We start from the raw sequence: 26248 nt of genomic DNA on the forward strand, positions 1-26248 counted from the left end.
ACCCATGACATCCGACCGCAGCATCATGCTGGTGCACGCCCATCCCGATGACGAGACCACCGGCAGCGGGGTGACCATGGCCCGGTACGTGGCCGAGGGCGCCCGGGTGACGCTGGTGACCTGCACCCTGGGCGAGGAGGGCGAGATCCACGTGCCCGCCCTGGCCCAGCTGGCCGCCGACCAGGCCGACCAGCTGGGCGGCTGGCGCCTGGGCGAGTGGGAGCGGGCCTGCGCCCATCTCGGCGTGACCGACCGCCGGTTCCTCGGTGGCGCCGGCCGCTACCGGGACTCGGGCATGATGGGGCTGGAGAGCAACAACAAGCCGCGCGCGTTCTGGCAGGCCGACCTCGAGGAAGCCGCGCGGCTGTGCCTCGAGGTGATGCGGGAGGTCCGTCCGCAGGTGCTCGTCACGTACGACGAGAACGGTCTCTACGGTCACCCCGACCACATCCAGGCCCACCGGGTCGCGATGCGGGCCGCGGAGCTCGCCGCCGAGGAGGGCTTCGGACCGGCCAAGATCTATTGGACGGCGATGGCCGACAGCCAGGTCGAGCAGCTCCTCAAGAGGTTCCGCGAGCTGCCCGACAACCCTTTCGCGGAGTTCGAGACGGCCGAGGAGTTCCCGTTCAGCCGCCCGGACACGGAGATCGACGCCCAGATCGACGGGGAGGCGTACGTGGAGCTCAAGAGCGCGGCGTTCCGCGAGTACGCCAGCCAGATCCCCGCCGATTCGCCCTTCATGCTGGCCGCTTCGCGGGAGTGGACGGCCCTCGAGCACTTCGTGCTGGCCAAGGGGGAACGTGGCCCGGACGCCGGCGCGCAGCGCTGGGAGGACGACCTCTTCGGCGGCGTGGCGCCGCGCTGATCCACCCGGCATCGAGCACGACGGCACCGGGCCGATCAGGACCGTACGGATCGGAAGGTCGTCCGGATCTGGTCGGTGAGGACAGCGGGCTGCTCGAGGGCGGCGAAGTGACCGCCACGCTCGAGCTGGGCGTAGTGCAGCACCGTGGCGTACCGCCGTTCGATCCAGCGGCGGGACGCCTGCACCGCCTCGCCGGGAAAGATGCTGAAGCCGGCCGGCACGGGGTTCGGCTCGCTCGGGCCCGCGCCCAGCGCGCCGCCACGCCGTTCCTCCCAGTAGAGCCGCGCCGCCGACGCCGCGGCGTTGGGCAGCCAATACAGCATGATGTCGTCGAGGATCTCGTCGCGGCCGACCACCTTCTCGGGGTCGCCGTCGTTGTCGGTGACGTCCTGGAACAGCGTGTAGATCCAGGCGGCCAGCCCGGCCGGCGAGTCGGCCAGCGCATAGCCGATCGTCTGCGGGCGGGTCGCCTGCTCCCGGGCGTACCCGTCCAGCTCGCTCGAGTAGTGCTGGGCGCGCGCCATCATCCGCTGCTCCTCGGGGGTGGCCTCGCCCATCTCCTGCGGGGTGGGGAACACCAGCGGCAGGTTGAAGTGCACGCCCCGGCAGAGCCCGGGGGCCTTGCGGGCGATCTGCTCGACCACTGCCGCGCCCCAGTCACCGCCCTGGGCGAACCAGCCGTCGTAACCGAGGCGGCCCATGAGGGTGATCCACGCGTCGGCGACCCGGGAAATGGTCCAGCCGGTGCCGGTCGGCTTGCCGGAGAACCCGAAGCCGGGCATCGACGGGATCACGACATGGAAGGCGTCCTCGGCCCGGCCGCCGTGGGCGACGGGGTCGGTCAGCGGGCCGATCAGGTGCCGGAACTCCAGGACGGAGCCGGGCCAGCCGTGGCACAGCAACAGCGGCACCGCGCCCGGCTCGGCCGACCGGACGTGCAGGAAGTGGATGTCGATCCCGTCGACGACGGTGCGGGACGAGCCGAAGCTGTTGAGGTCCCGCTCGGCCCGCCGCCAGTCGTAGCCGGTGGCCCAGTGGTCGCAGAGGGCGCGGATGCGGTCCAGCTGCGGCCCCTGCGCGGCGTCGGGGACGGTCTCGCGGTCGGGCCAGCGGGTGTCGGTGAGGCGGCGCCGCAGATCGTGCAGGGCGTCGGCGGGAACAGCGATGGGGAACGGCTCGACGAGGTCTCCGGCGAGCGAGGTTGTCAGCATGGCCGCCATCGTAGCCGGTAAGTGGAAGAAAACTTCAACTTGGAAAAGTTCTTCCGTTTCTGTACGGTCGACCCGTGAGCGAACCGGCTTCTCCCCTGCGGCGCGACGCCGAACGCAACCGTCAGCTGCTGCTGCGCACGGCGTACGAGCTCATGGCCTCGCAAGGTCTGGACGTGCCCTACGAGGACATCGCCCGGGCCGCCGGCACCGGGATGGGCACGATGTACCGCCGTTTCCCGCAACGGCAGGACCTGCTCGACGCCCTGTTCAGCGAGCACATCGACACGGTGATCGGCTTCGCCGAGCAGGCCTCGCGGTACGACGACGCCTGGGCCGGGCTCGGCTGGTTCCTGGAGCGGCAACTCGAGGTGGAGGCGCGCAGCCGCGGGCTCGGCGAGCTGCTGCGCAGCCGCAACCAGGCCGGCGCCCTGGTGCAACGGGCGCACGACCGGATGACCCCGCTGGTGGCCGGCCTCATCGCCCGGGCGGTGCGGGCCGGTCAGCTGCCCGCCGGAGCGACCCCGGCCGACTTCGCCGCCGCCCACGTGATGGTCGGCAGCGTCCTGGACGCCTCCCGCGACTTCGCCCCCCAGCTGTGGCGCCGCGCTCTCGCCATCGCCCTGGCCGGGCTGCGCAACGCCGACCTCTCCGGTGACCCACCGGACGAGACGGTCATCGACCGCCTCTACAACGATCAGAAATGAAGGTACGGACTCTCATGGCTCTGCCCGACGACCTGCTCACGGTGCTCAACGCCAAGGCGATCTGCTTCGTGACCACCCTCATGCCCGACGGATCGCCGCAGATCTCCCAGACCTGGGCCGGCACCGACGGCGAACACGTGCTGATCAACACGGTGGAGACCCACCAGAAGACCCGCAACCTCGAGCGCGACCCCCGCATCGCGATCGGCATCGCCGACCCGGCCGCGCCGTTGCGGTCGTGGGCTCTGCGCGGCAGCGTCGTGGCCGCCACGACCGACGGCGCCCGGGAGAACCTCGACGAGCTGTCGGAGAAGTACCTCGGCCGCCCCTATCCCGGCTTCGGCGGCGGCCCGCAGCAGCGGGTCCTGCTCACGGTCAGGGTGGACAAGGTGCACACGCCCTGACGCCCGCCCAGCCGTCCGCCGACGTGTCAGTTCTCGTCCTGGTCCAGCACGGACTTCAGCTTGATCAGGGCCCGGCTCGTCTGGCTCTTGACGGTGCCCTCGCTGCACCGGAGGATCGCCGCGGTCTCCCGTTCGCTGAGCCCCTCGAGAAACCGCAGGACGACGGTGGCCCGCTGCCGCGCGGTCAGGGACTGCAACGCCTGGAGCAGCTCGGCGCGGTTCACCACGCTGTCGGACATGTCGGCGACGGCGAGCTCGGGCACGTCGGCGCCGAGCTGCGCGACGTTCCGGCGCCGGCCGCGTCGCGACTCGTTGATGAGGATGCGACGCACGTAGGCGGTGGGGTTGTCGGCCCGCTGAACCTTACGCCAGTGACTGTAGGTCTTCGCCAGGGCTTCCTGGACCAGGTCGTCGGCCAGATGCCAGTCACCGCACAGCAGGTAGGCCGTGCGGTGCAGGGAATCGGCGATGCCCTGGACGAAGAGCCGGAAGTCCTCCGCGTCCTCCGTCTGTTTCCTCCCGGTCGTCACCAGCGGTAGGACCCGCGGGCGGATGGGGACGTCGCAGGGACGCCTGACGTTCTCGGACTGGCCACGTCCCATCGTCTCCGGCGACCCGCCGCCCCTGCCGAGGAATCGCAAGTGACGCAGAACGCAGCGCCCGGCCGGGAATACGCCGTCCCAACTCGATCTTGACCACCGTTGTACGGGCTGAGGCGACCCTGCCGACCGACCGTGAGCAGGAGCAACAGGTGACACAGACACTCGAGCGGGACGCCGTGGCGACCGTGGCCGCGGCGAAGACCAGGCGCCGGCGATGGGTTCGCCCGGTCGGCGCCGGCGCTGTCCTGGTCCTGTTCGTGGCCGAGATCACGATCGGCTGGTCGTCGCTCGCCCCGGCCCTGCGCCAGCTTCGGACGCCGCACGTCGGCTGGCTGGCCCTCGTGGTCGTCGCCGAGCTGGCCGCGATGAGCGCCTACGCCCACATGCAACGGCGTCTGCTGCGTTCCGCCGGGGTCCGGCCGTCGTACGGGGACAACGTGCGGCTCGCCTACGCCGCCCACTCGCTCAACGAGACCCTGCCCGGCGGCCCAGCCTTCTCGACCCGGCTCAACTTCCAGCAGATGCGCCGCTTCGGGGCGAGCCCCGCCGTCGCCTCGTGGGCCATCGCCCTCTCCGGCCTGCTGTCGGCGATCGCTCTCGCCGCGATCACCGCGGGGGTCGCCTTCGCGTCCGGCGGCGCGACCTCGTGGACCGACATCGTCCTGATGCTGACCGCGGTCGCGGTGATCATCCTCGGCGTACGGCATCTCGCCTCGCATCCCACGGCGGCCGGATCGCTGCTGCGCCGGCCCGTCGCGGTGCTCAACCGCCTGCGCCGGCGCCCCGCGACCGAGGGCCACGACCGGGTGACCGGCTTCGTCGACCAGCTGCGGACCGCCCGGCTCCGCCCGGCCGACGGCATCGCCGCCGCCGTCTACGCCCTGCTCAACTGGATCCTCGACGCCGGCGCCCTGTGGTTGTGCTTTTATGCCGTCGGCGAGCACTCGCTCAGCCCCACGGCGACGCTGCTGGCCTTCTGCGCCGCGATGGCCGCCGGGTCGGTGACGATCGTCCCGGGCGGGCTCGGCATCGTCGACAGCGCCCTGCTTCTCGGCCTGGTCACCGGGGGCGCCGACCTGTCGGTGGCTGTCTCCGTCGTGGTGCTCTACCGCATCGTCAGCTTCGGCTTCATCATCGGCCTGGGCTGGTTCTTCTGGCTCCAGCTGCGCGTGTGCCCCGAGCGTCCGGCGCTCCGGCCGGCCCGGCGGGCGACCGCCGGCTCGCGGTCCGGCCCGCGCACCAGCCCCCGGCTGCTGGGTGTCTGCCCCGGGCGACGGCCCGTTCCGCACTCCGACGCCACGGACGACCGCCTTCAGCCCGCCGGCCCACCCGATCCTTCGCCTCGCTGAGCCGCCGACACCGCCGCCCTGCTGTTTCATCGCCCGCGTGCTCGCCGCCTTGTAGCAGGACCTCGCCGGCAGCCCGCCCGAAGCCGTCGTCACATCGTGCGCAAGCCTGCCATCAGGCGCGACCCCCAGCTACCTCGCCGTCCGAGAGCCTCCGCCGACGATGCACCGGTGTCAGGTCGGCGATCGGGAGGCGCCGGACCGGTCACCGGTGGTGTCGACGGTGACCATCAGCCCGCCGAGGGCGAGCACCAGGCCGATGACCCGGGCGCGGGTGTCCAGGGCCGGCCGACGCTCACCGCCGGAACGGGCGATGCGGTGAGCCGTGCGCAGTGTCGTGGCCCACGAGGCCAGTTCGCGCAACGCCTCGTCGAGGGCTTCCCCCGTATTGGCCGGTGGGGTGAACCCGTCGTCGCCGAGGTTGTTCCACGGGGCGCGCAGGCCGACAGCCCGGCGGGTGGTCACCATGTGCAACTCGGCGAAGACCCCGCGCAGGTGCTCGGTGGCCAGCAGACCACCTTGCACTGATGGCGTACCTCGGCGACATGGTCTCGGGGAGCCGGCTGTGTGAGATCGACGCCTGACCCAACATAGCCGTAGTGACCACGGCTATGTCGTCGGCGGCGCCCTCCGGCACTACACTGGCCTCATGAGCTCGACCGCCACGGCCCGCCACAACGTGCTGCCCGCCCCCGACGGCTTCAGCGTGGTCCAGGATTTCCTCAACACCGACGGCGGCGGCCAGCCCGACCTGCTCGCCGACGTCGCCGGCGCGGAGCAGTGGTTCGCCGGCGTGCTGGCCGAGCGGGTGACAGCCACCGGGGTCGAGGTTCCGGCGGTCTCCTTCACCGGACGCGACCTCCGCAAGCTGGCCGAGCTGCGGGCCCGGCTGCGGCAGGCGTTGCACCATCGCGACCCGGCCGACGGCTCGGCGCCCGGATGGCTCGTCGCGCCGGGCGTGTCCGCGGGTCTGCAGCAGACCGGCGACGGCACCGTGGTGGCCATCCCGCAGGGCAGCGGCTGGCGGGCCGTCGCGTCGCTGCTGATGATCGAGTCGCTGGCCGCGCAGACCTCGAAGCTCTGGCCGCGACTCAAGGTGTGCCGCAACGAGGAGTGCGGGACGGCGTTCTACGACCGCTCGCGCAACAACAGCGGCGTCTGGCACGACGTCCTGGTCTGCGGCAACGCGATCAACTTGCGAACGTCCCGAGCCCGCCGGCGGGCAGCCACGACGTCCGGGCCGTCCGCCGGGTAGCGATCGGAACGGCCGTGGCGGTCCCGCGACCGAAGTCCCGGGACCGCCCCGTTCGGGTCAGAGCACCTGGTGGACGACGTACTCGATGGCCGGGCCCGGCTGGATCCGGCCCTCGGCGAGGAACAGCGCCCGGTTGACCCAGCTGTAGCGGGGATCCCCGCTCTCCACGGTCAGGGCGACCCGGAGGTAGGCGTCGTCGAAGCCGGTCGGCGCTCCGCCCCCGATGGCGCCACGGGTGGCCTCGTTCATCTCGATCAGTCCCTTGCCGTACAGGTAGAGCTCGGCGCCGTCGTCGGTGCGCACGGTGTGCCGCACGTCCGGGTGGGCGAAGCCGTCCCCGGTGACGAGCAGCCAGTCGCCCCCGCCGGGGTTGAGCCGCCCGGAGACCCGGGCGCCGCGCACGGTGCCCCCGGACGAGCCGATGACCTGACGGTGCCCCAGCGGCGTGTCCCCGACGACGATCGGCGGCGTCACCGCGATGGTCAGGCGGAATGCTTCCTCGAGTCTCATGTCTTTCCTCTGCTGGTGGGCCAAGACCTCTTCTGCCGGGCGAAGGCCTCTTCTGCTTGGCGAAGGGTTCAGGCCACGACGACGTCGTCGAGGACGATCGAGACGATGACGGGTTCCCGTTGCGGCTCGCCGCCGGCGCCCCGGCCGTACACGGTGCGGGTGCGCGGCACGACGATGCCGGAGACCTCCCGGTGGTCGTGGACGTAGTGGATGCCGGGCACGCCGCCGAGCACGTCGACGGTGTAGTCCCGCCGCCGGATGAGGCCGTCCGGGTCGACGTAGAGAACCTGATCGGCGCTGTGCGTGGCGATCGCCGGCGGATAGGTGACCGCCAGGCGGCGCCACGTCGCACCGCCTTCGCGCCACGGGCCGATCTCCTCGGTGCGAACCCCGGGCAGAGTCAACGAGTACGGCTCGGTCAGGTAGGTCCACATCGCATAGCCGGCGAAGTACGCCAGTTGCGGGTGGGTCCACGGGGTCTGCAGGGTGTGCCCGGCGAACGACGCCCGCGGGTCGGCCAGCTTGTCGATCACCTCACCGTCGGCGGCCGTGACCTCGACCAGATCGGGGGTGAACGTGGCCCGCCGGCCGGGCGCGGTGAACGGATGGAAGACCGTGCGTTCCCGCTGCACCGACACGACCACGTCACCGTCGTCGAGGATGCCGCTCACCTGCTTGAGCGGCCAGGTCACGCCGCCGAAGCGTTTACGTGCCGCGATCGAGGTGACCGCACGCCAGCGGTCGAGGCCGCCGTAGGTGTCGAGCACCGAGGTCAGGAGGTCGGACATGGTTTCTGCCTTTCAGGACGGATGGAAGAAGCTGTCAGAACGCGACGGCGACCTTGCCGAGGTGCACGCCGGAGGAGAAATAGCGGACCGCTTCGGCCAGGTCGTCGAGCGCGAACGTGCGGTCGAGGACCGGACGCAGCCCCGTGCCGTCGAGGGCGCGGATCATCTGCCGTTGCTGGGCCCGGCTGCCGACGACGAGACCGTGCAGCCGCAGCTGTTTCATGGTGAGCGCACCGGTCGGCACCGGACCGTCGACCCCGGTCAGGACACCGATCACCGAGATCAGGCCGCCCACCCGGGCGGCGCCGATCGACTGCGGCAGCGTGGCCGGGCCGCCCACGTCCACCACCACGTCGACGCCACCGCCGGTCAGGTCGAAGACGTGCCGCCCCCAGTCGGGCACCGTGCGGTAGTTGACGGTGTGGTCGGCGCCGAGCTCCCGGGCGCGTTCCAGCTTGGCGTCCGACGAGGAGGTGACGATCGCCGTGGCCCCGAGTAGCTTGGCGAACTGCAGCGCGAAGACCGCGACCCCGCCGGTGCCCAGGATGAGTACCTGGTCACCGGGCTTGACGGCGGCGTCGGTGACCAACGCGCGCCAGGCGGTCAGCCCGGCCACGGTCAGCGTGGCCGCTTCGGTGTGGCTGTAGCCCCGCGGAGCCGGCACGAACTGGGTGGCGGGCGCCACGATGATCTCCCGAGCGTGCCCGGCGATCCCGAGCCCGGCGGTGCGGCCGAAGGTGTCGTCGGTCGGCCCGCCGTCGTTCCAGAACGGGAAGAAGCCGGCGACGACCCGGTCGCCGGCCGCCAGGTCGTCCACCCCGGGCCCGACCTCCTCCACGACACCGGCGCCGTCGGCGAGCGGGATGTGCCCGGACGAGGTGCTGGCGGATCGGATGGTCAGGCTGTCGTGGTAATTGATGGTGCTGCCGTGCAGGCGGACCCGTACCTCACCGAAGGCCGGCCGGCCCGGATCGGGCAGCTCCACCACCTCCAGCGGGTCGTCGGCGCCGGGGCGCCGCACCACCACGGCCTTCATCGGGTCACCGCCGGGCCGGTCACGAACACGATCTTCCCGTCGCGACCGGTGGATCGCGCGTGGGCGATCGCTTCCGCGTGCTCGTCGAGCCGATAGGTGGCCTCGATCGGGGTGGACAGGGCGCCGTCGGCGATCAGGTCGATCACGTACCCGTAGAGCTCTTCGATCTCCGCGCGCGGAGCCGAGTCGAGCCAGTTGTTCAGCCAGAACCCGTGCAGGTGAAGGTTCTTGAAGGTGAGGTGCATCGGCGGCACCGCGATCGGCTGACCGCTGAGCGCCGCGAAGCTGACGATGTGCGCCTCGCGGGCCAGGAACGGCGTCAGCCCGGCGACCACCGGACCGCCCACGCCGTCGAGCACCAGCGACACCTCAGCGTCGCCCAGCACCTCGGCGACCTGGGCGCCGAACGTGTCGTCGCTGACGACCACCTCGTCGGCGCCCGCGTCGAGCAGGGCGTCGGCGACCTCGGGCCGGCGGACGATGTTCAGCGTTCGCAGGCCGGCCCGGCGGGCCAGAGCGATCACGAACGCCCCGAGACCGGAGTTGGCCGCGGTCTGGGCCACCCAGGAGCCGGGCTCCGGGGCGCCGTACCGCAGCAGCAGCACGGCGGTGGCGGCGTTGATCCCGACCGTCGCCAGCTGGACCGGGTCGACGTCGCGGCCGACCCGCACCACGAACCGCTCGGCGACGACGATCTCCTGCTGCCAGGTGCCGGGCTGTCCCGACGGCAGGACCAGGACCCGGTCGCCCTCCTTGACCGAGGTGACGCCGGCGCCGACCTCGACCACCCGGCCGACGCCCTCCGAGCCGGCCGGTGAGGGCAGCGGCGGCCGGAACGGGTACCGGCCGTCGATCAGCATGAAGTCCGAGGGGTTCAAGGGCGCCGCCTCGATCGCCACTTTCACGTCGCCCGAGCCGGCCCGGGCCGGGTCGGCTTCGACGAGCCGGACCGTGTCCGCCTTGCCGTACTCGCTGAACTGGATGGATTGCATGTCGGTGCCTTTCTGGGTTTCAGGCTGCTCGGGCCTGGCCGGTGGAGGCGCTGGTACCGCCGTCGACCGGCAGGATCACGCCGTTGACGTAGCGGGCGGCGTCGGAGGCCAGGAAGAGCACGACCGGGGAGATGTCGTCGGTCTCGGCGATGCGTCCGAGCGGCACGCGGGCCTCGAACTGCCGGCGCAGCGCCTCGTCGCCGGTGACACCCGCGACCGGTTCGGTGTTGGTGATCGACGGGGCCACGGCATTGACCCGTACGCCCTTGGCGCCCCAGTCGAGGGCGAGCGCCTGGACGAACAACGACACCGCGCCCTTGGAGGCGTTGTAGATCGCGGATCCCCAGTCGCCGCGCAGACCCGAGACGCTGGAGGTGGCCACGAAGCTCCCACCCGTCCGGGCCAGTTCGGGCAGCGCGGCCTGGGCCAGGTGGAAGAAGCCGTCGATGTTGGTGCGGCGCAGCTGCTCCCAGTCGGCCGGCGTGATGGCGGTGATGTCGCCCGGGATGTAGCTGGCGGCGTTGCTGACGACCACATCGAGGCGTCCGTGCCGGCCGATGATCGCGGCGACAACCTCGCGCACCGCGTCCCCGTCGCCGATGTCCACAGTGGTCGCTGTTGCTCGCGGGCCGAGCTCGGTGAGCGCCGCGTCGAGCCGGGACCTGGTCCGTCCGGCGATGATGACGTCGGCTCCGGCCCGGACGAAGTCCTTGGCGATCTGGAGCCCGATTCCGCTCCCGCCACCGGTGACCAGGACGACCTTGCCGGTGAAGTCGAAGGTTGCGTTGGACATGACTGACCTCTGTTCGTGGGCATGACGATGAAACGGTCCGGCGGACCGCACAAAAAGGGAGAGCCGCCCGCAGGCGGCGGTTTCAGCGCCCGAGGGGTTCCCGGCGCAGCTCGCGCAGCAGCTCGAGCAGGTCGCGGATGTCCTCGGGACGGGTCCGCCACGAGGACACCGAGATCCGGAGCACCGGCCGGCCCCGCCACCGGCTCGAGCCGAACCACGTGCGTCCCGAGGCCTGGGCTTCGTCGACGACGCGCAGGGTCTCGTCGTCGGACCCGGCGGACGCGATGATCTGGTTGAGGACGACCCGGTTGAGCACCGTGTAGCCGGCCACCCGCAGTCCCGCGGCGAGATCCGCGCTCATCGCCACGGTTCGCTCGACCAGGTCGGCCACCCCGTCGCGGCCCAGCGACCGCAACGCGGCCCACACCGGCACACCGCGGGCCCGCCGGGAGAACTCCAGCGTCAGGTTTCGCTGGCTGTCGGCGGCGGTGGTGGAGTACTCCGCGTCGGCGTTCATGGTCTCGGCCAGCGCCTGCGGGTCGCGGACGACGACCATCGCGGCGTCGTAGGGCGTGTTGAGCCACTTGTGGCCGTCGACCGTCCAACTGTCGGCGCCGTCGACGCCACCGGTCAGCGCGCGGTGAGCGGAGGCGCGCGCCCAGAGGCCGAAGGCACCGTCCACATGGGTCCAGGCGCCGGCCGCCCGGGCCCGGGGCACGAGCTGCTCGAACGGGTCGAACTCACCCGTGTTCACCTCGCCGGCCTGCAGGATCAGGATGGTGCCGGCGTCCAGCGGCGGCAGGCGGGCCGGATCGACCCGGCCGTGCGCGTCGGTGGGCGCGACGATCAGGTTGTCCAGGCCGAAACCCAGCACCCGCAGGGCCTTGAGAACAGCCACGTGGGCCAGATCCGAAACCACCACCCGGATCTCCGGGGCGCCGCCGAGCCCCCGGCGGTCGACGTCCCACCCCTGGCGGGCCAGCAGGCTCCGGCGGGCCGTGGCCACGGCGATCAGCGTGCCCGCGGTCGCGCTGGTGGTGAAACCGACGGCGCTGTCCCGGGGCAGATCGAGGATGTCGAGCAGCCACCGGCCGGCCACCCGCTCGACCGCCGCGGCCACCGGTGAGGTGACGTGCCCGAGGGCCCCGTTGTCCCACGCCAGCACCAGCCGGTCGGCCGCCGCCGCGGCGGGCAGGGTGGCCCCGGTCACGAAGCCGAAGTACCGACCTCCGTTGGTCTCGACCGCGGCCGGGCTGCCGTACTCGTCGAGCAACCGCAGGGTGGCGGCCGCGCCCCGGCCGTACGCGGGCAGTGGCTCGTCGAAGTGGGCGAGGCCGCGCAGCGCGTCGGCCGTCGGGAAGACCGGCCGGGCGCCGATGCCCGCGGTCCAGCGGCGGGCCCGCTCGTCGGCGTCGGCGAGGACGTCGAGCTCGGGGGTCGGGTCCTGCAGCATGAGGGTCCTCTCCGGGGCACTGACTCGAGGTGACGTAGCCAAACTAACTTAGCCTACGTCGCTTGGTCCAGCCGCCGGCGATGTGAGCCAGGAGATATCCGCTGGCCGGAGGGCTTGAACTCGGCCACCCGGAGAACTGCGGCGGTAACCCGGACCGCCGCCGGACCGCGCCGACGCACGACGTCGGGAACGGGTCGGGCGCGCGCCCGGGCTACGTTTCGTGGGTCGGCTGAGCGCCGGCGCCCACCTGACCGACCGGAAAGGCCGCGCGATTCCTGTGCCGCAAGCTCACGACCACACCACCGGCTTCACGTCCCTGCGTTCGGAGGTGCGGGAGCCGTCGCTGCGTGTCGAGGGGCACCTGCCGGCCTGGCTGTCGGGGTCGCTGGTGCGCAACGGGCCCGCCCTCTACGAGGTGGGCAGCACGACGATGCGGCACTGGTTCGACGGCCTGGCCATGCTGCACCTCTTCACGATCGGCGAAGGGCAGGTGTCGTACCGGAATCGGGCTCTGCACAGCCGGGCCTACGCGAGCGCCGTCGACGCCGGCGCCATCCGGTACCGCGAGTTCGCCACCGACCCGTGCCGGTCCATCTTCCGGCGGACGACGACGATGTTCGACCTCAGGATCACCGACAACGCCTCGGTCAACGTCGTCCGGCTGGGTGAGCGCTTCCTGGCCCTGACCGACACCCCGATGTCCGTGGAGTTCGACCCGGCCACGCTCGAGACGCTGCGGGTCGCCCTGCCCGACCGGCCACCGGCGCACCTGGCCACCGCGCATCCGCACCACGACACCGCGGACAGCGTGCTCAACCACGGCGTCTCCATCGGCGCCCGGTCCCGGCATCGCCTCTTCCGGCAGTTCGCCGACGCCCGCCGGCCCGAGATCGTCGCCGAGGTCCTGGACCAGGAGCCGCGCTACGCCCACAGCTTCAGCATCACGGACAACTACGTGGTGCTCTTCCTCGGTCCGCTGGGGGTCCGCGCCGTCGACCTGGCGGCCGGGGTCGTGCACGGGCGGCCGCTGGTCGAGTCGTTCCGGTGGCGCCCCGAGCGGGGGTCGGAATTCCTGGTCTTCTCCCGTACGGGCGGCGGGCTGGTCAAGCGGCTCAGCGCGCCCGCCGCGTTCTGCTTCCACCACGTCAACGCGTACGAGCGGGGCAGTGACATCGTCGTGGATCTGTGCGCCTACCCGGACGCCGGCATCATCGACGCGTTTTTCCTGGACCGGCTGCGCGCCGGCGATCCGCTGCCGGGGGCGACGCTGAACCGGTACGTGCTGGACATGCGGCCGGACGGGGCCACCACCACCACGGGCCAGCCCCTGTTCGGCGACAGCTTCGAGCTGCCCCGCATCAACTACGACCGCAACAACGGCAAGCCCTACCGATACGCGTACGGGGTCGGCAATGTCGGGGTGGCCGGGCGGCCCTCCGGCATCTACGACGCGCTGGTCAAGGCCGACGTGGAGGCCCGCCAGGCCCGTACGTGGCACGAACCCGGCCTGTTCCCCGGTGAGCCCGTCTTCGTCCCGTCCCCGCAGGCCACCGCCGAGGACGACGGCGTGCTGCTCAGCCTGGCCCTGGATACCGGGAACCAGACGTCGCACCTGCTCGTGCTGGACGCCGCGACGCTGACCCTGCTGGCCCGGGCGACCGCACCCCACCGCATTCCGTTCGACACCCACGGCCAGTACTACGCGGGCCTGTCCGGCGATCCGCGGAGCTGAGGCTGTCCCGTGTCCGACGTGGACACCGACCCATGACCGGCGGCACACCAATCTGGCGTCCATGTTCAATCCGTCCCGGAAAGGCTCTGCCTAGGCTCGGTCCCATGCTGAAATCGGCGCATACTCCATGGCGGTCCCGCGCTCGTGGGTGCGGCGCGGCCGGGTGAGCGACCACTGGCGATACCTGCTGGTCATGGCCGCCTGCGTGGCGATCACACTGCCCTTGGAGCTGATCGGCGCCCGCGTCTACCGGCGGCCACGACGGTGGCTCCGGGCGGTGCTGCCGGTGCTGCTCGTGTTTCTCGTCTGGGACGTCATCGCGACCGCGGCCGGGGTGTGGAGTTTCAACCCGGCCTACCTGACCGGGCTCACGCTGCCGGGTCGCGTCCCGGTGGAGGAACTGTTGTTCTTCGTGGTGGTGCCGACCTGCGGGCTGCTCACGTACGAGACCGTGACGCTGATGCTGGCGGGGATCGAACGCTTTCGGCTGGCCCGCCGCGAACGGGTGCGGGGATGACCGGGTACACGATGCCCGCGGTGCTCGCGGCGATCGGTGTGATCGCCGCCGAGCTGGCCTGGTTGCGGACCGGGCTGTTCCGGCGGCCGGCGTACTGGATCACCATGGTGATCGTGCTCGCGTTCCAGGTCCCGGTGGACGGCTGGCTGACCCGGCTGGACGCCCCGATCGTGCGGTACGACCCGGACCACGTGACCGGCGTGCGATTCCCGTGGGACATCCCGATCGAGGACTTCGCGTTCGGTTTCGCCCTGGTGACCGCGACGCTGCTGCTGTGGGTGCGGCGCGAGCCGCCCGGAAGGTGACCTGATGAGCAACGGACTGCCCCGCGCCGACGTGCCGGCGGCCTTCGACCTCGGCGCCCGGGCGTACGACCGGCTGGTCGGGGCGAACCCGGGATATCACGAGCACCTGCGGCTGTCGGCGTCCCGGCTGCGGCTGCCCGCCGACGGCGCCGGGTTGCGGATCCTCGACGCCGGCTGCGGCACCGGAGCCTCCACCGCAGCCCTGCTCAAGGTGGCCCCGCGGGCCGAGATCGTGGCCTTCGACGCGTCGGGCGAGATGCTGGCCCAGGCCCGGGCGAAGGGCTTTCCCCCGTCGGTGCGGTTCGTGCACAGCTCCCTCGAGGAACTGGGGACGGCCGAGCTCGAGGGCCCGTTCGACGCCGTCCTGGCCGCCTATCTGATCCGCAACCTGGCCGATCCCGACGCCGGACTGGTCGTGCTGCGCGACCTGCTGCGGCCCGGGGGCCGGCTGGCTGTGCACGAATACTCGGTGGCCGACTCGCGGCGGGCCCGGCTGGTGTGGGACGCGGTCTGCTGGAGCATCATCATCCCGGCCGGGCGGATCGCCACCGGGGACGCCGCGCTCTACCGGCATCTGTGGCAGAGCGTCCGGCACTTCGACGGGGCCCGCGCCTTCCGGCAGCGGCTGGTCGCCGCCGGTTTCGAGCAGGTCGAAGCCGGAGCGGTGCCGGGGTGGCAGCGCGGGGTCGCGCACACGTTCACCGGCGTCCGGCCGGACCCGGCCCACCTCCGGGAGGCCCCGTGACGAACCCCGTGTCCCGCCTGCTGTCGGCGACGTGGCCCGCCCGCTGGCCCCTGCAGTGGTTGCCGCGGGAGCCCTGGGCCGGTCAGCAACCGACGTACCGGGACGCCTCGCCGTCGCTGATCGAGTCGGCGGTGAAACGGGCCGGGGCGCGGCCCTCGGGCAACTGGTTCGTCTTCGCCGCGAGCCGGGCCATCGGCGGCAGCCGGCCGGTCGGCGTTCAGGTCGGGAACGTCGAACTCGTCGCCTGGCGGCTTCCGGACGGCACACTGCGCGTCGGTCCCGGCGCCTGTCCGCACCTGGGAGCGCCGCTGGCCCTGGGAAAACTGCGGGACTCGCAGGTGGTGTGCCGCTGGCACGGCATGGCGGTCGGCGAGGAGGGCCGCTTCGGGTGGCTGAGCTATCCCAGCCACGACGACGGCGTGCTGTGCTGGGTCCGCCTCGACCAGCTCGGCGGCGAGGAGCCCACCGACCGCCCGGCCGTTCCCGCGCGACCGGCCGCCCGGCGCATCGACGCCGTCGCCACGATGACCGGGCACTGCGAACCGGCCGACATCGTGGCCAACCGGCTCGACCCCTGGCACGGCGCCTGGTTCCACCCGTACTCGTTCTCCGACCTGCGGGTCGTGCAGGTTCCCCAGGAGAGCGACGACCCGGCGGCCGACCGGTTCCTGGTCGACGTCACCTTCCGGCTGGGCGGCGCGCTGGGTGTGCCGGTCCACGCCGAGTTCACCTGTCCCGGACCGCGAACGGTCGTGATGCGCATCGTCGAGGGCGAAGGGGCCGGCAGCGTGGTCGAGACCCACGCCACCCCCATCGCCCCCACCCACGACGGGCGCCCCCGGGTCGCGGTCATCGAGGCCACCGTCGCCACGTCGGGCCGCTTCGGCTTCCAGCTCGCCCGCCGGGCCGCCCCGCTCGTGCGCCCGGCGATGACCCGGACGGCCGCCCGCCTGTGGCGCGACGATCTCGCGTACGCCGAACGCCGTTACCACCTGCGCACCGGCCGACCGTAGTGGCTGGAGCGCCGGAGAGCCTGCGCCAGGATCAGAGCGTCACCACGATCTTCCCTTGCGTGTGCCCGCCCTCGGCTTGCCGGTGCGCCTCGGCGATCCGGTCCAGCGGGAAGGTGGCGGCGATGGCGGCCCTGCACGACGGCGGCGTGCCCAGCGCCCCCTGACGCCGCCCCGATCGGCAACGTGACGCGCCTCGCCTTCCTTGCATCTGACGTCGGCGTGAGGTTCTACGGTGTCGGTATGCAGATCAACGGCTCCAAAGCCCTCGTCACCGGGGCCAACCGCGGTCTCGGCAAGGCCTTCGCCGAGGCCTTGCTCGCCCGCGGCGCCACCACCGTCTACGCCACCGCCCGCCGCCCCGAGCTCATCGACATCCCCGGCGTCGTAGCGCTCCCCTTGGACATCACGGATGCGGCCTCCATCGAAGCGGCGGCCGCCGAGGTGGGCGAGCTCGACATCCTGATCAACAACGCCGGCATCTCCACCGACGCCCCGCTGCTCGGCCCGTCCACCGACAACGTCCGCCGCGAGCTCGAGACCAACTTCTGGGGCACCCTCAACGTCACCCGCGCCTTCGCCCCCCGGCTCGCCGGAGGCGCCATCCTCAACGTCATCTCGGCGCTGAGCTGGTACGCATTCGCCCCCTCCAGCAACGGCTACGCCGTCTCCAAGGCCGCGTCCTGGTCTCTGACCAACGGCGTCAGGCTCGAACTGGCCGCGCAGAAGACCCAGGTCACCGCGCTGGCGCTGGCCATCGCCGACACCGACATGATGGCCGCCTACGACATCCCCAAACTGGCGCCGCTCGAGGTGGTCACCATGGCCCTGGACGGCCTGGAAGCCGGCAAGCTCGAGGTCATCGCCGACGCCCCCACCGCCAACGTGAAGGCCTCCCTCTCCCGCGACCCGGCCCTCTTCTACGCCGACATCCCCGCCGCCCTCTTCGGCTGACACCGCGACGCCGTACGACGGCAGGGCCCGGAGGAGCATGCCGGCTTTCCAGCCGCAAGAGTGTGACGTAGCTCGGTAGGGCGCTTCGTTCGCGCCCGGCCGGGGACGCGATCCCCGCCAGTGTCGTGAGCCGGCAACGCATCGGCGTTGCGCTCACGACACTCCGAGCCCCGGCATGGACCAGGCTGACCTCTCGGGCACGTCTCGTCCGTGCGGGCCGAGATGCGGTTGAGCCTCATCGCGGCCGCCAGGAAATGGGTCCCACGGGCCGGCCTCTTCAGCACGCCCACCCCGCGAGATCGACGTGCTCCCCGCCGTACCGACGTGCCACCCCATCGACCGGGACTCGACTGCCTGACCTCTACGTGAGCTGCTGGAGACGCTCCCTGACCGCCCGATCCACCTCGTCCCGGGCGTAACCACGGAAGCGCTGCCGAAACTGAACGTTCCGAACGACTCCTCGAGCTGCCACCCGCAGGGCTTCGCTACCCGAGGCCAAGGCGTCGTCTGCCTGCTTGAGAACCGCATCCACCTGCGCCATGTCGTATCCCCGCAGGGCGGTCATGAACGGTCCAGCCATACGACTGATCCTATCGACCGGATGCTCCACGCAGGACAACCGGCAACCGCAACGCGAATCGCGAACATCCACCTCAGCGGGCGAGAGCTGTTTCCCACCGAGATGCGGCACTCCCGTGACGACCGACCGTCGGCCGAGGCTGCCGCGATCTCCCGGAGCTCGGCCAGCCGGTCGCGTGCGCAGTTCCGGGCGCTTGGCGATGGCCAGGGCCGCCTGCGTCTGTTGCCCGCCGGAGAGGCGGCCGACGAGCCCCTCGCGTTCCAGCTCCCGATAGCCCTTGAGCACCGTATGCGGATTGATGCCGAGCTTGGCGACAACCTCGCTACCCGGGGCAACTGATCGCCCGGTCAAGGGGCGGGCCTCCGACACGTCGCCTCGGTGTTGTCACGGCGAGTCATCACGGCGGGTACCGTGGCTTCATGCCCCGGTGGGAACACGGCAGTGCGGAGCGGCTGAAGCAGGCCGCTCTGGAGTTGTTCGAGGAGCAGGGGTTCGAGGACACCAGCGCCGTCCAGATCGCGGAACGCGCGCGCGTCACCACCCGGACCTTCTTCCGGTACTTCCGGGACAAGGAAGAGGTTCTCTTCGCCGACGCGGACGCGCTCAACGAGGCTCTCGTCCAGGCCCTCTCGGAGACGACCGACGTCGCCCGACCGCTCCGGGCGGTGACCCGGACCCTGGCCGGGTTCGATTGGGAAAGTCTCGGATCACGAGAATCTCAGCGCCGGCGGAGCGCGATGATCGCGGCGAACCCTCAGCTGCTGGAGCGGGAACTGATCAAGCAGCAGCAGCTGGCCGACGGGTTCCGCGACGCGCTCGGCCAGCGCGGGATCGACCCGGACGTCGCCGAGCTCGCGGCCAACGCGGGGAGCCAGGTCTTCCGTACGGCCTACCGGCAGTGGCTGGAAGCCGGGACCGACACCGATCTGACCGCGACGACCGAGACCGTGCTGTCCCTTCTCGCCACGATCGTGCCGGCGGACCGATCAGCGTCATCGTGACATTTGTCATCGACAACGGGCGATGGGTGATTGGGTCGACCCTCTACTGTGACCAGGTCCGTACTGTGCGGAGCCCCTCACACAGTGGAGGGTGCCCAGGCCCCTTCTGACACAAGGATTTCATAGTGCGCAAGTCCTCCGCCGTCAGCCGCGCAAGCATCGCCGGTGTCGCCGGAATCGCCCTGGTGATCTCGCCCGGCGGCGTCGTCCACGCTTCCGGTGGCGCGGTGGCCCCCGCGGCGATCACTTTCGTGGTCAAGCTCGAGCTCGGCGTTCCGGGTGGCGACGATTCCCGAGCCTGTACGGGTGTCCTGGTCCGGCCCCGGGCCGTCGTCACGGCCCGGGACTGCCTCCTCACGGCTCGCCACCCCCAGCCCGGCGCGGCCGCCGCGCTGCCCGTGACGGCCCGTTTCCGATCGGGAGCGGCGATCCCGGTCGTCGAGGTGCAGCCCGACACCGATCCTTCCCTGTCGGTGGTCGTCCTGGCCCGACCGGCCCCGGTCCCGGCCGTCGCGCTCAGCACCTCCACCCCGGCGGTCGGCGATCGGCTGGTCGCAGCCGGCTTCGGCCGCACCGCGACCGAGTGGGTTCCCGACCAGCCGCACGCGACCGCGTTCGTGGTCCAGCAGTCCGCGGCCGGCACGGCCGACCTCGCGCTGGACGAGTCGGCCGGGACAGGCCTGTGCCGGGGCGACGCGGGGGCCCCGCTGTTGCACGAGGCCGACGGCGCCTACCGGCTGGCCGCGGTGGCCACGGCGGCCGGTCAGAAGGGTTGCCTGGGCTCGGACGACACCAGCGGCGCGGCCTCGGGCCGGACGGTCGAGACGCTGGCCGCGTTGCCGGCGGCCACCGCCGACCCGTTCGACCAGCTGACGCTGAGCCCGACCGACAGCGGTACGCCAAGTTTCGAGCGCGCCGCGTTCGGCAGCGCCGTCGCCGTGGCCGACTTCGACAAGGACGGCTTCCCGGATGTGGTCACGGGCGCCCCGGGCGACCTGACCGGCGCCGGCACCAACGTGGCTTCCGGCTCGATCACCGTTTTCCGGGGCGGCGCCAACGGTCCGACCGGGGGCAAGCGGCTGCTGCAGACGGCCTTCGGCGCCGGTGACGAGGCCGGTGACCAGTTCGGCGCGACCCTGGCCACCGGCGACTTCAACAAGGACGGCTACGCCGACCTGGCTGTCGGATCGCCCGGTGAGCAGGTGGGCACCATCAAGGCCGGCTCCATCGCCGTCTTCAACGGCGGGGCCGGCGGCCTCAGCACCGGCCGGGGCATCGACCAGAACGACCTCGGCCGTCAGGACGGAGCCGGCGACGAGTTCGGCAAGGCGCTCACCACGGGCGACTTCAACGGCGACGGCTACCTCGACCTGGCCGTCGGCTCCCCGGGCAAGGTCATCGCCGGGCAGCGCTCCGGTGAGGTGATCGTGCTGAAGGGAGCGGCCGCGGGCCTGCAGTTCGGCTGGGCCGTCAACCAGGGTGCCGCCGGGGGCTCCAACGAAGCCGGCGATCTCTTCGGCGCCGCCCTCGCCGCCGGCAACGTGACCGGCAGCACCCACACCGACCTGGTGGTCGGCGCGCCCGGGGAAGCTCCGGCCTCCGATCCGCAGGGCGGCTCCATCTACGTCCTGCCCGGCGCCGCCGCCGGCCCGGTCTCGGGGGGCGTCGGGTACAACCAGAGCGGCAACGGCGGGTCCAACGAGATCGGCGACCGCTTCGGCGCGGCCCTGGCCACCGGTGACTTCAACAAGGACGGCCGGGCCGACATCGCGGTCGGCATTCCCGGCGAGGCGCCCCGCGACGACCCGCGGTCCGGCACGGCGACGATCTTCCCCGGCGGCACGACGGTGGGCAAGGGCTACCCGATCGAGCCCCGGGACGTCAGCGGCGGCGACAACGGGCTCGACGACGCGTTCGGCAGCACGTTCGCGGCCGGCGACGTCAACGGCGACGGCTACGCCGACCTGCTCATCGGCTCTCCGGGGCGGGCGGGCGGCGCGGGCCGGCTCCACCTGTTCACCGGCGGGGCGGTCAGCACCGGCCGGCCCAACTCGCTGACCCCGAGCCTGATCATCAACCAGGCGGACATCTACGGGGTGGACGAGGCGGGCGACCGCTTCGGCGCGGCCCTGGCCGCCGGCGACCTGAACAAGGACGGCCGGGCGGACGCTGTCGTGGGCAGCCCCGGCGAGGGCGCCCCGGGCGAGGCGCGGGCCGGCACGGTCACCACCCTCTCCCGGGTGGCTGGTCGCTAGGTGAGCGTGGTCAAGCGCAGCCTGGTCGCGGCCGTCGCCGCTGTTCTCGTCCTGGCCGGCAGCCGGGGCGAGAGCGCGGCGGCGGCGCCCGCGTTCTGTGCGGCGACGCCCGTCGCTGTCGCCCATCGCGGCGGCACCGAACGCGCCGTCGAGAACACCGTCGGCGCGTTCACGGCCGCGGGCGACGCCGGTGTCGACATCTGGGAGCTCGACGTCCGCTTCGACTCCCGCGGGACGCCCGTGGTGCTGCACGACAGCACTGTCGACCGGGTCAGCCCGAGGAGCGGGCCGATCGACGGGCTCGACGCCGGCGGTGGCATCCCCACCGACGACGGGCAGCGCATCGCCACCCTGCGGGAGGTCTACGAGCTCGCCGGGAGGTATCGGGCCGAGGTGCTGACCGAGCTCAAGGTCGTGCCCACAGCCGAGCAGTGGGCGACGGTGGCCGGTCAGATCGACGCGACGATCGGCCGGGGCGCCGTCACACTGATGTCCTTCGACCGTACGGTCGTCGCGGAGGCCGCCGACCGGATCCCCGGGACGCGGCGCGCGCTGATCCACGCGCTCGGTTATCTCAGCCCCGAGCAGATCAGGCAGTACGGCGACGTCTTCAACAAGCAGCACACCGCGATCAGCCAGAGCCGGGCCGAGGAGTGGCACGCCGCCGGCATCCACCTGCTGGCCTGGACCGTCGACCAGGAGGCGGACTGGGAACGCCTGGCCGCCTGGCCGATCGACGGCTTCGTCACGAACCGGCCCATCGAGTACGAACGCTGGTCCGCCGCCCGGTGCGGGACGGGCTGACCACCCGGGCCGGCGTGCTTCGGTACGCCGGTCCGGGCCTCAGCCGAGGGACGTACCCTGCGACGACCGCGCCGCCGTCGCCGCCTCGCGGACCGTGGCGGCCAGCGCGCCCGCGATGACGGCGTAGCCGGCGCTGGACGGGTGGAACCGGTCGGCGCTGAACAGGTTCTGGTCGACGGCGAAGCCGGCCGACGAGGTCATCCCGAAGTCGGCCACCCGCGCGCCCTCGGCCCGGGCGGCCCGGCTCTGCGCGTCGTGCATCACCTGGCTGCCGGCCCGCACGACCGCTCGCATCTGCGGCGGCACCCAGGGCACCACGCTGAGGTCGGGCGCGGGCGCGACCACCACCTCGGCCCCGGCCGCCCGCAGGCGCCGGACGGCGTCGGCGAGCTGGGCGGCGCACTGCTCCGGCGGCAGGAACCGGGTCAGGTCGTTCGCGCCGATGATGATCAGCGCGAGCTGCGGCCGCCAGGCGAGTCCCCGCTCGACCTGGGCCCGCAGGTCGCGGCTCTGAGCTCCGGGTACGGCGAACACCCGGACCTCGTTGGGCAGGTCGTGGGCCCTCAGGTCGGCCGAGAGTCGCTGGGCCACCGTGTCGGCGGCGGCCGAGGCACCCTGGCCGTAGGCGATCGAGTCGCCGAAGATCGCGAACTTGAGTGTCACCTTGAGTGCAACCCCCTTTGCCTCCGGTCGCTTCCCGCCGACGGCAGAATCACGCCGGCGAGACGGGGATAACCGAGCCGGTCGAAGTCGCGGCGTTCCAGGTCGGGCCCCGGGACGATGACGATCTCGCCGGCGGTCGGCTCGTAGAACCACGCGCCCGCGTCGTCGTGCCGCAGCAGCAACACGTAATGACGGGGAACGAGGTCGCCGATCAGCATCGGCACCGGGAAGCCGCGGTTCGCCTCGGTCAGCGCCTGCCGCAGCAGGGCCCGGTTGACGCCGGCTACCGGCAGCGCCGGCCGCCACCGGTACCGGCCGCCCAGCGCGGCCGGGTCCCGGTTCAGCCGTTCGCTGAGTCCCCAGGGTGGCGTCCCGGCCACCTGCGGCCACAGCACGTCGGTCTCGTCGTGGATCCGCTGCTCCTCCTCCCGCAGCCGGCGCAGGAAACGCTCATCGGATTCCTCCACGGTGCCCGGGCGGCCACCGGTGGTCACATACAGCGCGTACAGCGGATCCACGGACATCCGGGCGGCCAGGACGACGGTGGAACCGCACGTGGTGTCGTTGTACTGCCCGATCCGATTCCCGCGGAACCGCACGGCGCCGGCCCCGGTGGCGGCGACCGGCCGCAGGCGGCTGCGCAGCCAGTAGGGCGAACGCCCGGCAATGGTCGCGGCGAAGGACGCGACCTCGGCGACCGGGTGCCCGGCCGCGAACGCCGCGGCGAGGTAGCCCTGCTCCTCCGGGGCGGCCGCGGCCAGCACGGCGTCGAGGCGGTCCCGCCCGCCGGCCGGAAGCCGGTCGCGCAGCGCGGCGGCCCGGTCGGTCTGAGCGGCGCTGAGGGTGCCGGCCCGACGGACGGCGACACCGAGATATCCGTCCCCGGTGCGCGCCGGCGAGGTCAGGACCGGAGCCAGGCTCTCCTGTCCCCCGAACGCAGAACCGGCAAGCACAGAACCGGCCGACGCGGAACGGGCGAGCGGCGATCCGCCCGCCGACAGCACGGTCAGCAGAAGCAGCAGCACTGCCGTGATGGACCGGGGCTGTTCCTCGTACGACCAACGCATCCGGACGCCTACCCGCCTGCCCGGCGTCCTCACCACGACGCACGGCACACCGGGCTTTCCGCATGAGCACGCGGGCGCGGGGTATCCGCCGAGGGTCGGCCGGGATCGGCGGCGGCCCGGTCAGGCCGGCCACGCCCAGTCCGCCACCTCGGGCAGGTCGACGCCGTGATCGCGGGTCCACCTGCGAGCCGCGAGCCGGGTGTCGACCATGTCCTGGCGCAGGCCGGCGGCGCGGGCGCCGAGACCCGGTACGCGATCGATGACGTCCATGACCAGGCGGAACCGGTCGAGGTCGTTGAGCATGACCATGTCGAACGGCGTCGTGGTGGTGCCCCGCTCCTTGTAGCCGCGCACGTGGATGCCGGAGTGGTTGGCGCGCCGGTAGGTGAGCCGGTGGATCAGCCAGGGGTAGCCGTGGAACGCGAAGATCACCGGCCGGTCGGCGGTGAACAGGGTGTCGAACTCGCGGTCGGGCAGCCCGTGCGGGTGCTCGGTCTCCGGTTGCAGCCGCATCAGATCCACCACGTTGATCACCCGTACGCGCAGGTCGGGCAGCCTTTCCCGGAGAATCGACGCGGCGGCGAGGGTCTCCAGGGTGGGCACGTCACCGGCGCAGGCCAGGACGACGTCGGGCAGTTCACCGGGCTCGTCGTTGGCGCCGGCCCACTGCCAGATGCCGAGGCCGCGCGCGCAGTGCACGGCCGCCTCCTCGACCGAGAGCCAGTCGGCCTGCGGTTGCTTGCCGGCGACCACGACGTTGACGTAGTGCCGCGAGCGCAGGCAATGGTCGTACGTCGACAGCAGCGTGTTGCCGTCCGGCGGGAGATAGACCCGGACGATGCTCGGGTTCTTGTTCATCACCACGTCGAGGAAGCCCGGGTCCTGATGGGTGAAGCCGTTGTGGTCCTGGCGCCACACGTGCGACGACAGCAGGTAGTTCAGGCTGGCGATCGGCCTCCGCCACGGCACGTCGGCGCTGGCCTGCAGCCACTTGGCGTGCTGGTTGAACATCGAGTCGACGATGTGGATGAACGCCTCGTAGCAGGTGAACAGCCCGTGCCGGCCGGTGAGCAGATAGCCCTCGAGCAGGCCCTGACACATGTGCTCGGACAGCATCTCGACGACGCGGCCGCGGGGGCCCATCTTCTCGTCGTACGGCCCGATCTCGGCCTGCCAGTCGCGCTCGGTCACGTCGAGGATGTCCTGGAGCCGGTTCGAGGCCAGCTCGTCCGGCGCGAAGGTCAGGAAGTTCGTCCGGTTCTGATCGACCACATCGCGCAGCCACCCGCCGAGCACCCGGGTGGCCTCGTGCTGCTCGCGGCCCCGTACGGGAACGTCGACCCCGTAGTCGCGCCAGTCGGGCAGCCGCAGATCCCGCAGGACAGTCCCGCCGTTGGCCACCGGGTTCGCGCTCATCCGCCGGTCACCGGCCGGCACCGCCCGCAGCAGGTCGGCGATCGGCCGCCCGGCGTCGTCGAACAACTCCTCGGGCCGGTAGGAGCGCATCCACTCCTCGAGGACCCGGCGGTGCGTGTCGTCGGTGCGTGCCCCCGGCAGCGGCACCTGGTGGGCCCGGAACGTGCCCTCGACCGGCAGACCGTCGACGATCGGCGGGCAGGTCCATCCCTTGGGCGTCCGCAGGATGATCATCGGCCAGGCCGGTCGCACCGTCTCGTCGCCCGTGCGGGCGGCTCGCTGGATCTCCTCGATCCGGCCGAGACACGCGTCCAGCGCGGCCGCCATCTGCTGGTGGACGTCGGCCGGATCGTCCCCGGAGACCAGGTGCGGCGTGTAGCCGTAACCCCGCATGAGCTCCAGCAGCTCGGACTCCGGGATGCGGGCCAGCAGCGTGGGATTCGCGATCTTGTACTGGTTGAGGGCCAGGATCGGCACCACCGCCCCGTCGCGCGCCGGGTTGATGAACTTGTTGCCGTGCCAGCTCGTCGCCAGCGGCCCGGTCTCCGCCTCACCGTCGCCGATCACGCAGAAGGCGGTCAGGTCCGGGTTGTCGAGCACCGCCCCGTACGCGTGCATCAGCGAGTATCCGAGCTCGCCACCCTCGTGGAAGCTGCCCGGCGTCTCCGGCGCGCAGTGGCTGGGCACCCCGCCCGGGTAGGAGAACTGCGCGAAGAACGCCGCCATGCCCTCCTCGTCGCGCGGGATGTCGCTGTAGAGCTCGGAGTATGTGCCCTCCAGCCAGGCGCAGGCATTCGGGCCGGGACCGCCATGGCCCGGCCCGGCGATGAAGACGGCGCTCAGCTCGCGCGCGGTGATCTGGCGGTTGGCGTGGGCCCAGACCAGGTTGAGCCCGGGCACAGTGCCGAAATGCCCGAGCAGGCGTGGTTTGACGTGCTCGGGGGTCAGCGGTTCGCGCAGCAGCGGATTGGATCGCAGGTAGATCTGCCCGACGGCCAGATAGTTGGCCGCCCGCCACCAGGCGTCGACCAGTTCCAGCTCGGGGCGGTCCAGCGGACCGGAGGCATCCCCCAGGGTGTACGGGGTGGGAGCGACCGACTCGCCCTTGCCCGAACTCTCGTTGTCGGCTGACGTGTCCCCGCCCATGCTGGCCAACTGCTGTGTCACGGCACCTCCCGACCCGGCCGGACAGTCCGGCTCGATATCTCCTGTGCCACTTGAGCAGAGATCTAAACCGTCG

28 protein-coding genes are annotated in these 26248 nt (G+C 72.0%); 14 read left to right on the forward strand and 14 right to left on the reverse strand.

From position 1 onward, the window contains the following. Positions 1-4: 4 nt before the first annotated feature. Complete coding sequence (gene mshB / locus HJC40_RS37460) at positions 5-865, forward strand: N-acetyl-1-D-myo-inositol-2-amino-2-deoxy-alpha-D-glucopyranoside deacetylase (protein WP_250008263.1); 861 nt, start codon at positions 5-7, stop codon at positions 863-865. A 35-nt stretch (positions 866-900) separates the two neighbouring features. Here mshB and HJC40_RS37465 read toward each other — a convergent pair whose 3' ends face one another. Beyond that, positions 901-2076 carry an epoxide hydrolase family protein gene (locus HJC40_RS37465; RefSeq protein ID WP_250008264.1) on the reverse strand — a complete coding sequence of 392 codons (1176 nt, stop codon included), beginning with the start codon at positions 2074-2076 and terminating at the stop codon, positions 901-903. A gap of 74 nt (positions 2077-2150) precedes the next feature. On the opposite strand from HJC40_RS37465, the gene HJC40_RS37470 reads away from it, so the two are divergent. Then, entirely contained in the window at positions 2151-2780 is a 630-nt protein-coding gene (locus HJC40_RS37470) for a TetR/AcrR family transcriptional regulator (RefSeq protein WP_250008266.1), read from the forward strand. Continuing rightward, complete coding sequence (locus HJC40_RS37475) at positions 2777-3184, forward strand: TIGR03618 family F420-dependent PPOX class oxidoreductase (protein ID WP_250008267.1); 408 nt, start codon at positions 2777-2779, stop codon at positions 3182-3184. The genes HJC40_RS37470 and HJC40_RS37475 overlap by 4 nt, the downstream gene beginning before the upstream one ends. Before the next feature lie 26 nt (positions 3185-3210). On the opposite strand, the gene HJC40_RS37480 is transcribed toward HJC40_RS37475, so the two are convergent. Then, positions 3211-3714 (reverse strand): SigE family RNA polymerase sigma factor, encoded by a 504-nt coding sequence (locus HJC40_RS37480; protein WP_250008268.1) that lies wholly within the window; start codon positions 3712-3714, stop codon positions 3211-3213. Between the two features lie 221 nt (positions 3715-3935). Between HJC40_RS37480 and HJC40_RS37485 the strand changes: the two genes are divergently transcribed. Beyond that, positions 3936-5135, forward strand: a complete 1200-nt coding sequence (locus HJC40_RS37485) for a lysylphosphatidylglycerol synthase transmembrane domain-containing protein (protein ID WP_250008269.1) — start codon at positions 3936-3938, stop codon at positions 5133-5135. A gap of 171 nt (positions 5136-5306) precedes the next feature. On the opposite strand, the gene HJC40_RS37490 is transcribed toward HJC40_RS37485, so the two are convergent. Further along, positions 5307-5657 carry a hypothetical protein gene (locus HJC40_RS37490; RefSeq protein ID WP_250008270.1) on the reverse strand — a complete coding sequence of 117 codons (351 nt, stop codon included), beginning with the start codon at positions 5655-5657 and terminating at the stop codon, positions 5307-5309. Between the two features lie 124 nt (positions 5658-5781). Here HJC40_RS37490 and HJC40_RS37495 point away from each other — a divergent pair, with 124 nt between their 5' ends. Continuing rightward, complete coding sequence (locus HJC40_RS37495; protein ID WP_250008271.1) at positions 5782-6387, forward strand: CGNR zinc finger domain-containing protein; 606 nt, start codon at positions 5782-5784, stop codon at positions 6385-6387. 57 nt (positions 6388-6444) lie between these two features. On the opposite strand, the gene HJC40_RS37500 is transcribed toward HJC40_RS37495, so the two are convergent. From HJC40_RS37500 to HJC40_RS37525, 6 genes are all read right to left on the reverse strand, one after another. Beyond that, positions 6445-6897, reverse strand: a complete 453-nt coding sequence (locus HJC40_RS37500) for a DUF3237 domain-containing protein (protein ID WP_250008272.1) — start codon at positions 6895-6897, stop codon at positions 6445-6447. 68 nt (positions 6898-6965) lie between these two features. Further along, on the reverse strand, positions 6966-7685 hold the full coding sequence (locus tag HJC40_RS37505) for a hypothetical protein (RefSeq protein WP_250008274.1): 720 nt from the start codon (positions 7683-7685) through the stop codon (positions 6966-6968). A gap of 34 nt (positions 7686-7719) precedes the next feature. Further along, complete coding sequence (locus HJC40_RS37510; RefSeq protein WP_250008275.1) at positions 7720-8721, reverse strand: NAD(P)-dependent alcohol dehydrogenase; 1002 nt, start codon at positions 8719-8721, stop codon at positions 7720-7722. Continuing rightward, a complete protein-coding gene (locus HJC40_RS37515; protein WP_250008276.1) occupies positions 8718-9713 on the reverse strand; it encodes a zinc-dependent alcohol dehydrogenase family protein in 996 nt (331 codons plus the stop codon). The genes HJC40_RS37510 and HJC40_RS37515 overlap by 4 nt, the downstream gene beginning before the upstream one ends. Before the next feature lie 19 nt (positions 9714-9732). After that, positions 9733-10506: an SDR family NAD(P)-dependent oxidoreductase gene (locus tag HJC40_RS37520; protein ID WP_250008277.1), complete on the reverse strand. Its 774-nt coding sequence runs from the start codon at positions 10504-10506 to the stop codon at positions 9733-9735. 82 nt (positions 10507-10588) lie between these two features. Further along, positions 10589-11959, reverse strand: coding sequence for a pyridoxal-dependent decarboxylase (locus HJC40_RS37525; protein ID WP_250008278.1), 1371 nt, complete (start codon positions 11957-11959; stop codon positions 10589-10591). Positions 11960-12179: 220 nt separating this feature from the next. Between HJC40_RS37525 and HJC40_RS37530 the strand changes: the two genes are divergently transcribed. The 5 genes from HJC40_RS37530 (at position 12180) to HJC40_RS37550 (ending at position 16271) form a co-directional block, all read left to right on the forward strand. Then, complete coding sequence (locus tag HJC40_RS37530) at positions 12180-13691, forward strand: carotenoid oxygenase family protein (RefSeq protein ID WP_250008279.1); 1512 nt, start codon at positions 12180-12182, stop codon at positions 13689-13691. A 127-nt stretch (positions 13692-13818) separates the two neighbouring features. Continuing rightward, on the forward strand, positions 13819-14208 hold the full coding sequence (locus HJC40_RS37535) for a lycopene cyclase domain-containing protein (protein ID WP_250008280.1): 390 nt from the start codon (positions 13819-13821) through the stop codon (positions 14206-14208). Beyond that, complete coding sequence (locus HJC40_RS37540; RefSeq protein ID WP_250008282.1) at positions 14205-14513, forward strand: lycopene cyclase domain-containing protein; 309 nt, start codon at positions 14205-14207, stop codon at positions 14511-14513. Before HJC40_RS37535 ends, HJC40_RS37540 begins: the two co-directional genes overlap by 4 nt. A gap of 4 nt (positions 14514-14517) precedes the next feature. Continuing rightward, the gene (locus HJC40_RS37545) at positions 14518-15258 is read left to right on the forward strand and encodes a class I SAM-dependent methyltransferase (protein WP_250008285.1); all 741 of its coding nucleotides are present in this window, start codon (positions 14518-14520) and stop codon (positions 15256-15258) included. Then, positions 15255-16271 (forward strand): DUF5914 domain-containing protein, encoded by a 1017-nt coding sequence (locus HJC40_RS37550; RefSeq protein ID WP_250008287.1) that lies wholly within the window; start codon positions 15255-15257, stop codon positions 16269-16271. The genes HJC40_RS37545 and HJC40_RS37550 overlap by 4 nt, the downstream gene beginning before the upstream one ends. A gap of 31 nt (positions 16272-16302) precedes the next feature. Here the strand turns inward: HJC40_RS37550 and HJC40_RS45815 are convergent, their stop codons facing one another. Next, positions 16303-16479 carry a zinc-binding dehydrogenase gene (locus HJC40_RS45815; protein ID WP_284044268.1) on the reverse strand — a complete coding sequence of 59 codons (177 nt, stop codon included), beginning with the start codon at positions 16477-16479 and terminating at the stop codon, positions 16303-16305. A gap of 32 nt (positions 16480-16511) precedes the next feature. Here HJC40_RS45815 and HJC40_RS37555 point away from each other — a divergent pair, with 32 nt between their 5' ends. Next, positions 16512-17222, forward strand: a complete 711-nt coding sequence (locus tag HJC40_RS37555) for an SDR family oxidoreductase (RefSeq protein ID WP_250008288.1) — start codon at positions 16512-16514, stop codon at positions 17220-17222. Positions 17223-17583: 361 nt separating this feature from the next. Here HJC40_RS37555 and HJC40_RS46410 read toward each other — a convergent pair whose 3' ends face one another. Beyond that, positions 17584-18171, reverse strand: a complete 588-nt coding sequence (locus tag HJC40_RS46410; RefSeq protein WP_250008289.1) for a DivIVA domain-containing protein — start codon at positions 18169-18171, stop codon at positions 17584-17586. 50 nt (positions 18172-18221) lie between these two features. On the opposite strand from HJC40_RS46410, the gene HJC40_RS37565 reads away from it, so the two are divergent. From HJC40_RS37565 to HJC40_RS37575, 3 genes are all read left to right on the forward strand, one after another. Then, positions 18222-18803, forward strand: coding sequence for a TetR family transcriptional regulator (locus HJC40_RS37565; protein ID WP_250008290.1), 582 nt, complete (start codon positions 18222-18224; stop codon positions 18801-18803). A 125-nt stretch (positions 18804-18928) separates the two neighbouring features. Further along, positions 18929-21058: a trypsin-like serine protease gene (locus HJC40_RS37570; RefSeq protein ID WP_250008291.1), complete on the forward strand. Its 2130-nt coding sequence runs from the start codon at positions 18929-18931 to the stop codon at positions 21056-21058. After that, entirely contained in the window at positions 21059-21862 is an 804-nt protein-coding gene (locus HJC40_RS37575; RefSeq protein ID WP_250008292.1) for a glycerophosphodiester phosphodiesterase, read from the forward strand. It abuts the gene before it with no gap. 39 nt (positions 21863-21901) lie between these two features. On the opposite strand, the gene HJC40_RS37580 is transcribed toward HJC40_RS37575, so the two are convergent. From HJC40_RS37580 to HJC40_RS37590, 3 genes are all read right to left on the reverse strand, one after another. Then, positions 21902-22525 (reverse strand): SGNH/GDSL hydrolase family protein, encoded by a 624-nt coding sequence (locus HJC40_RS37580; RefSeq protein ID WP_250008294.1) that lies wholly within the window; start codon positions 22523-22525, stop codon positions 21902-21904. After that, positions 22522-23592 carry a hypothetical protein gene (locus tag HJC40_RS37585; RefSeq protein ID WP_250008295.1) on the reverse strand — a complete coding sequence of 357 codons (1071 nt, stop codon included), beginning with the start codon at positions 23590-23592 and terminating at the stop codon, positions 22522-22524. Before HJC40_RS37585 ends, HJC40_RS37580 begins: the two co-directional genes overlap by 4 nt. Before the next feature lie 120 nt (positions 23593-23712). Beyond that, a complete protein-coding gene (locus HJC40_RS37590; protein WP_250008296.1) occupies positions 23713-26175 on the reverse strand; it encodes a phosphoketolase family protein in 2463 nt (820 codons plus the stop codon). Positions 26176-26248: the final 73 nt, after the last annotated feature.

It is taken from the genome of Actinoplanes sp. M2I2 (assembly GCF_023544445.1).
Lineage (GTDB): Bacteria > Actinomycetota > Actinomycetes > Mycobacteriales > Micromonosporaceae > Actinoplanes.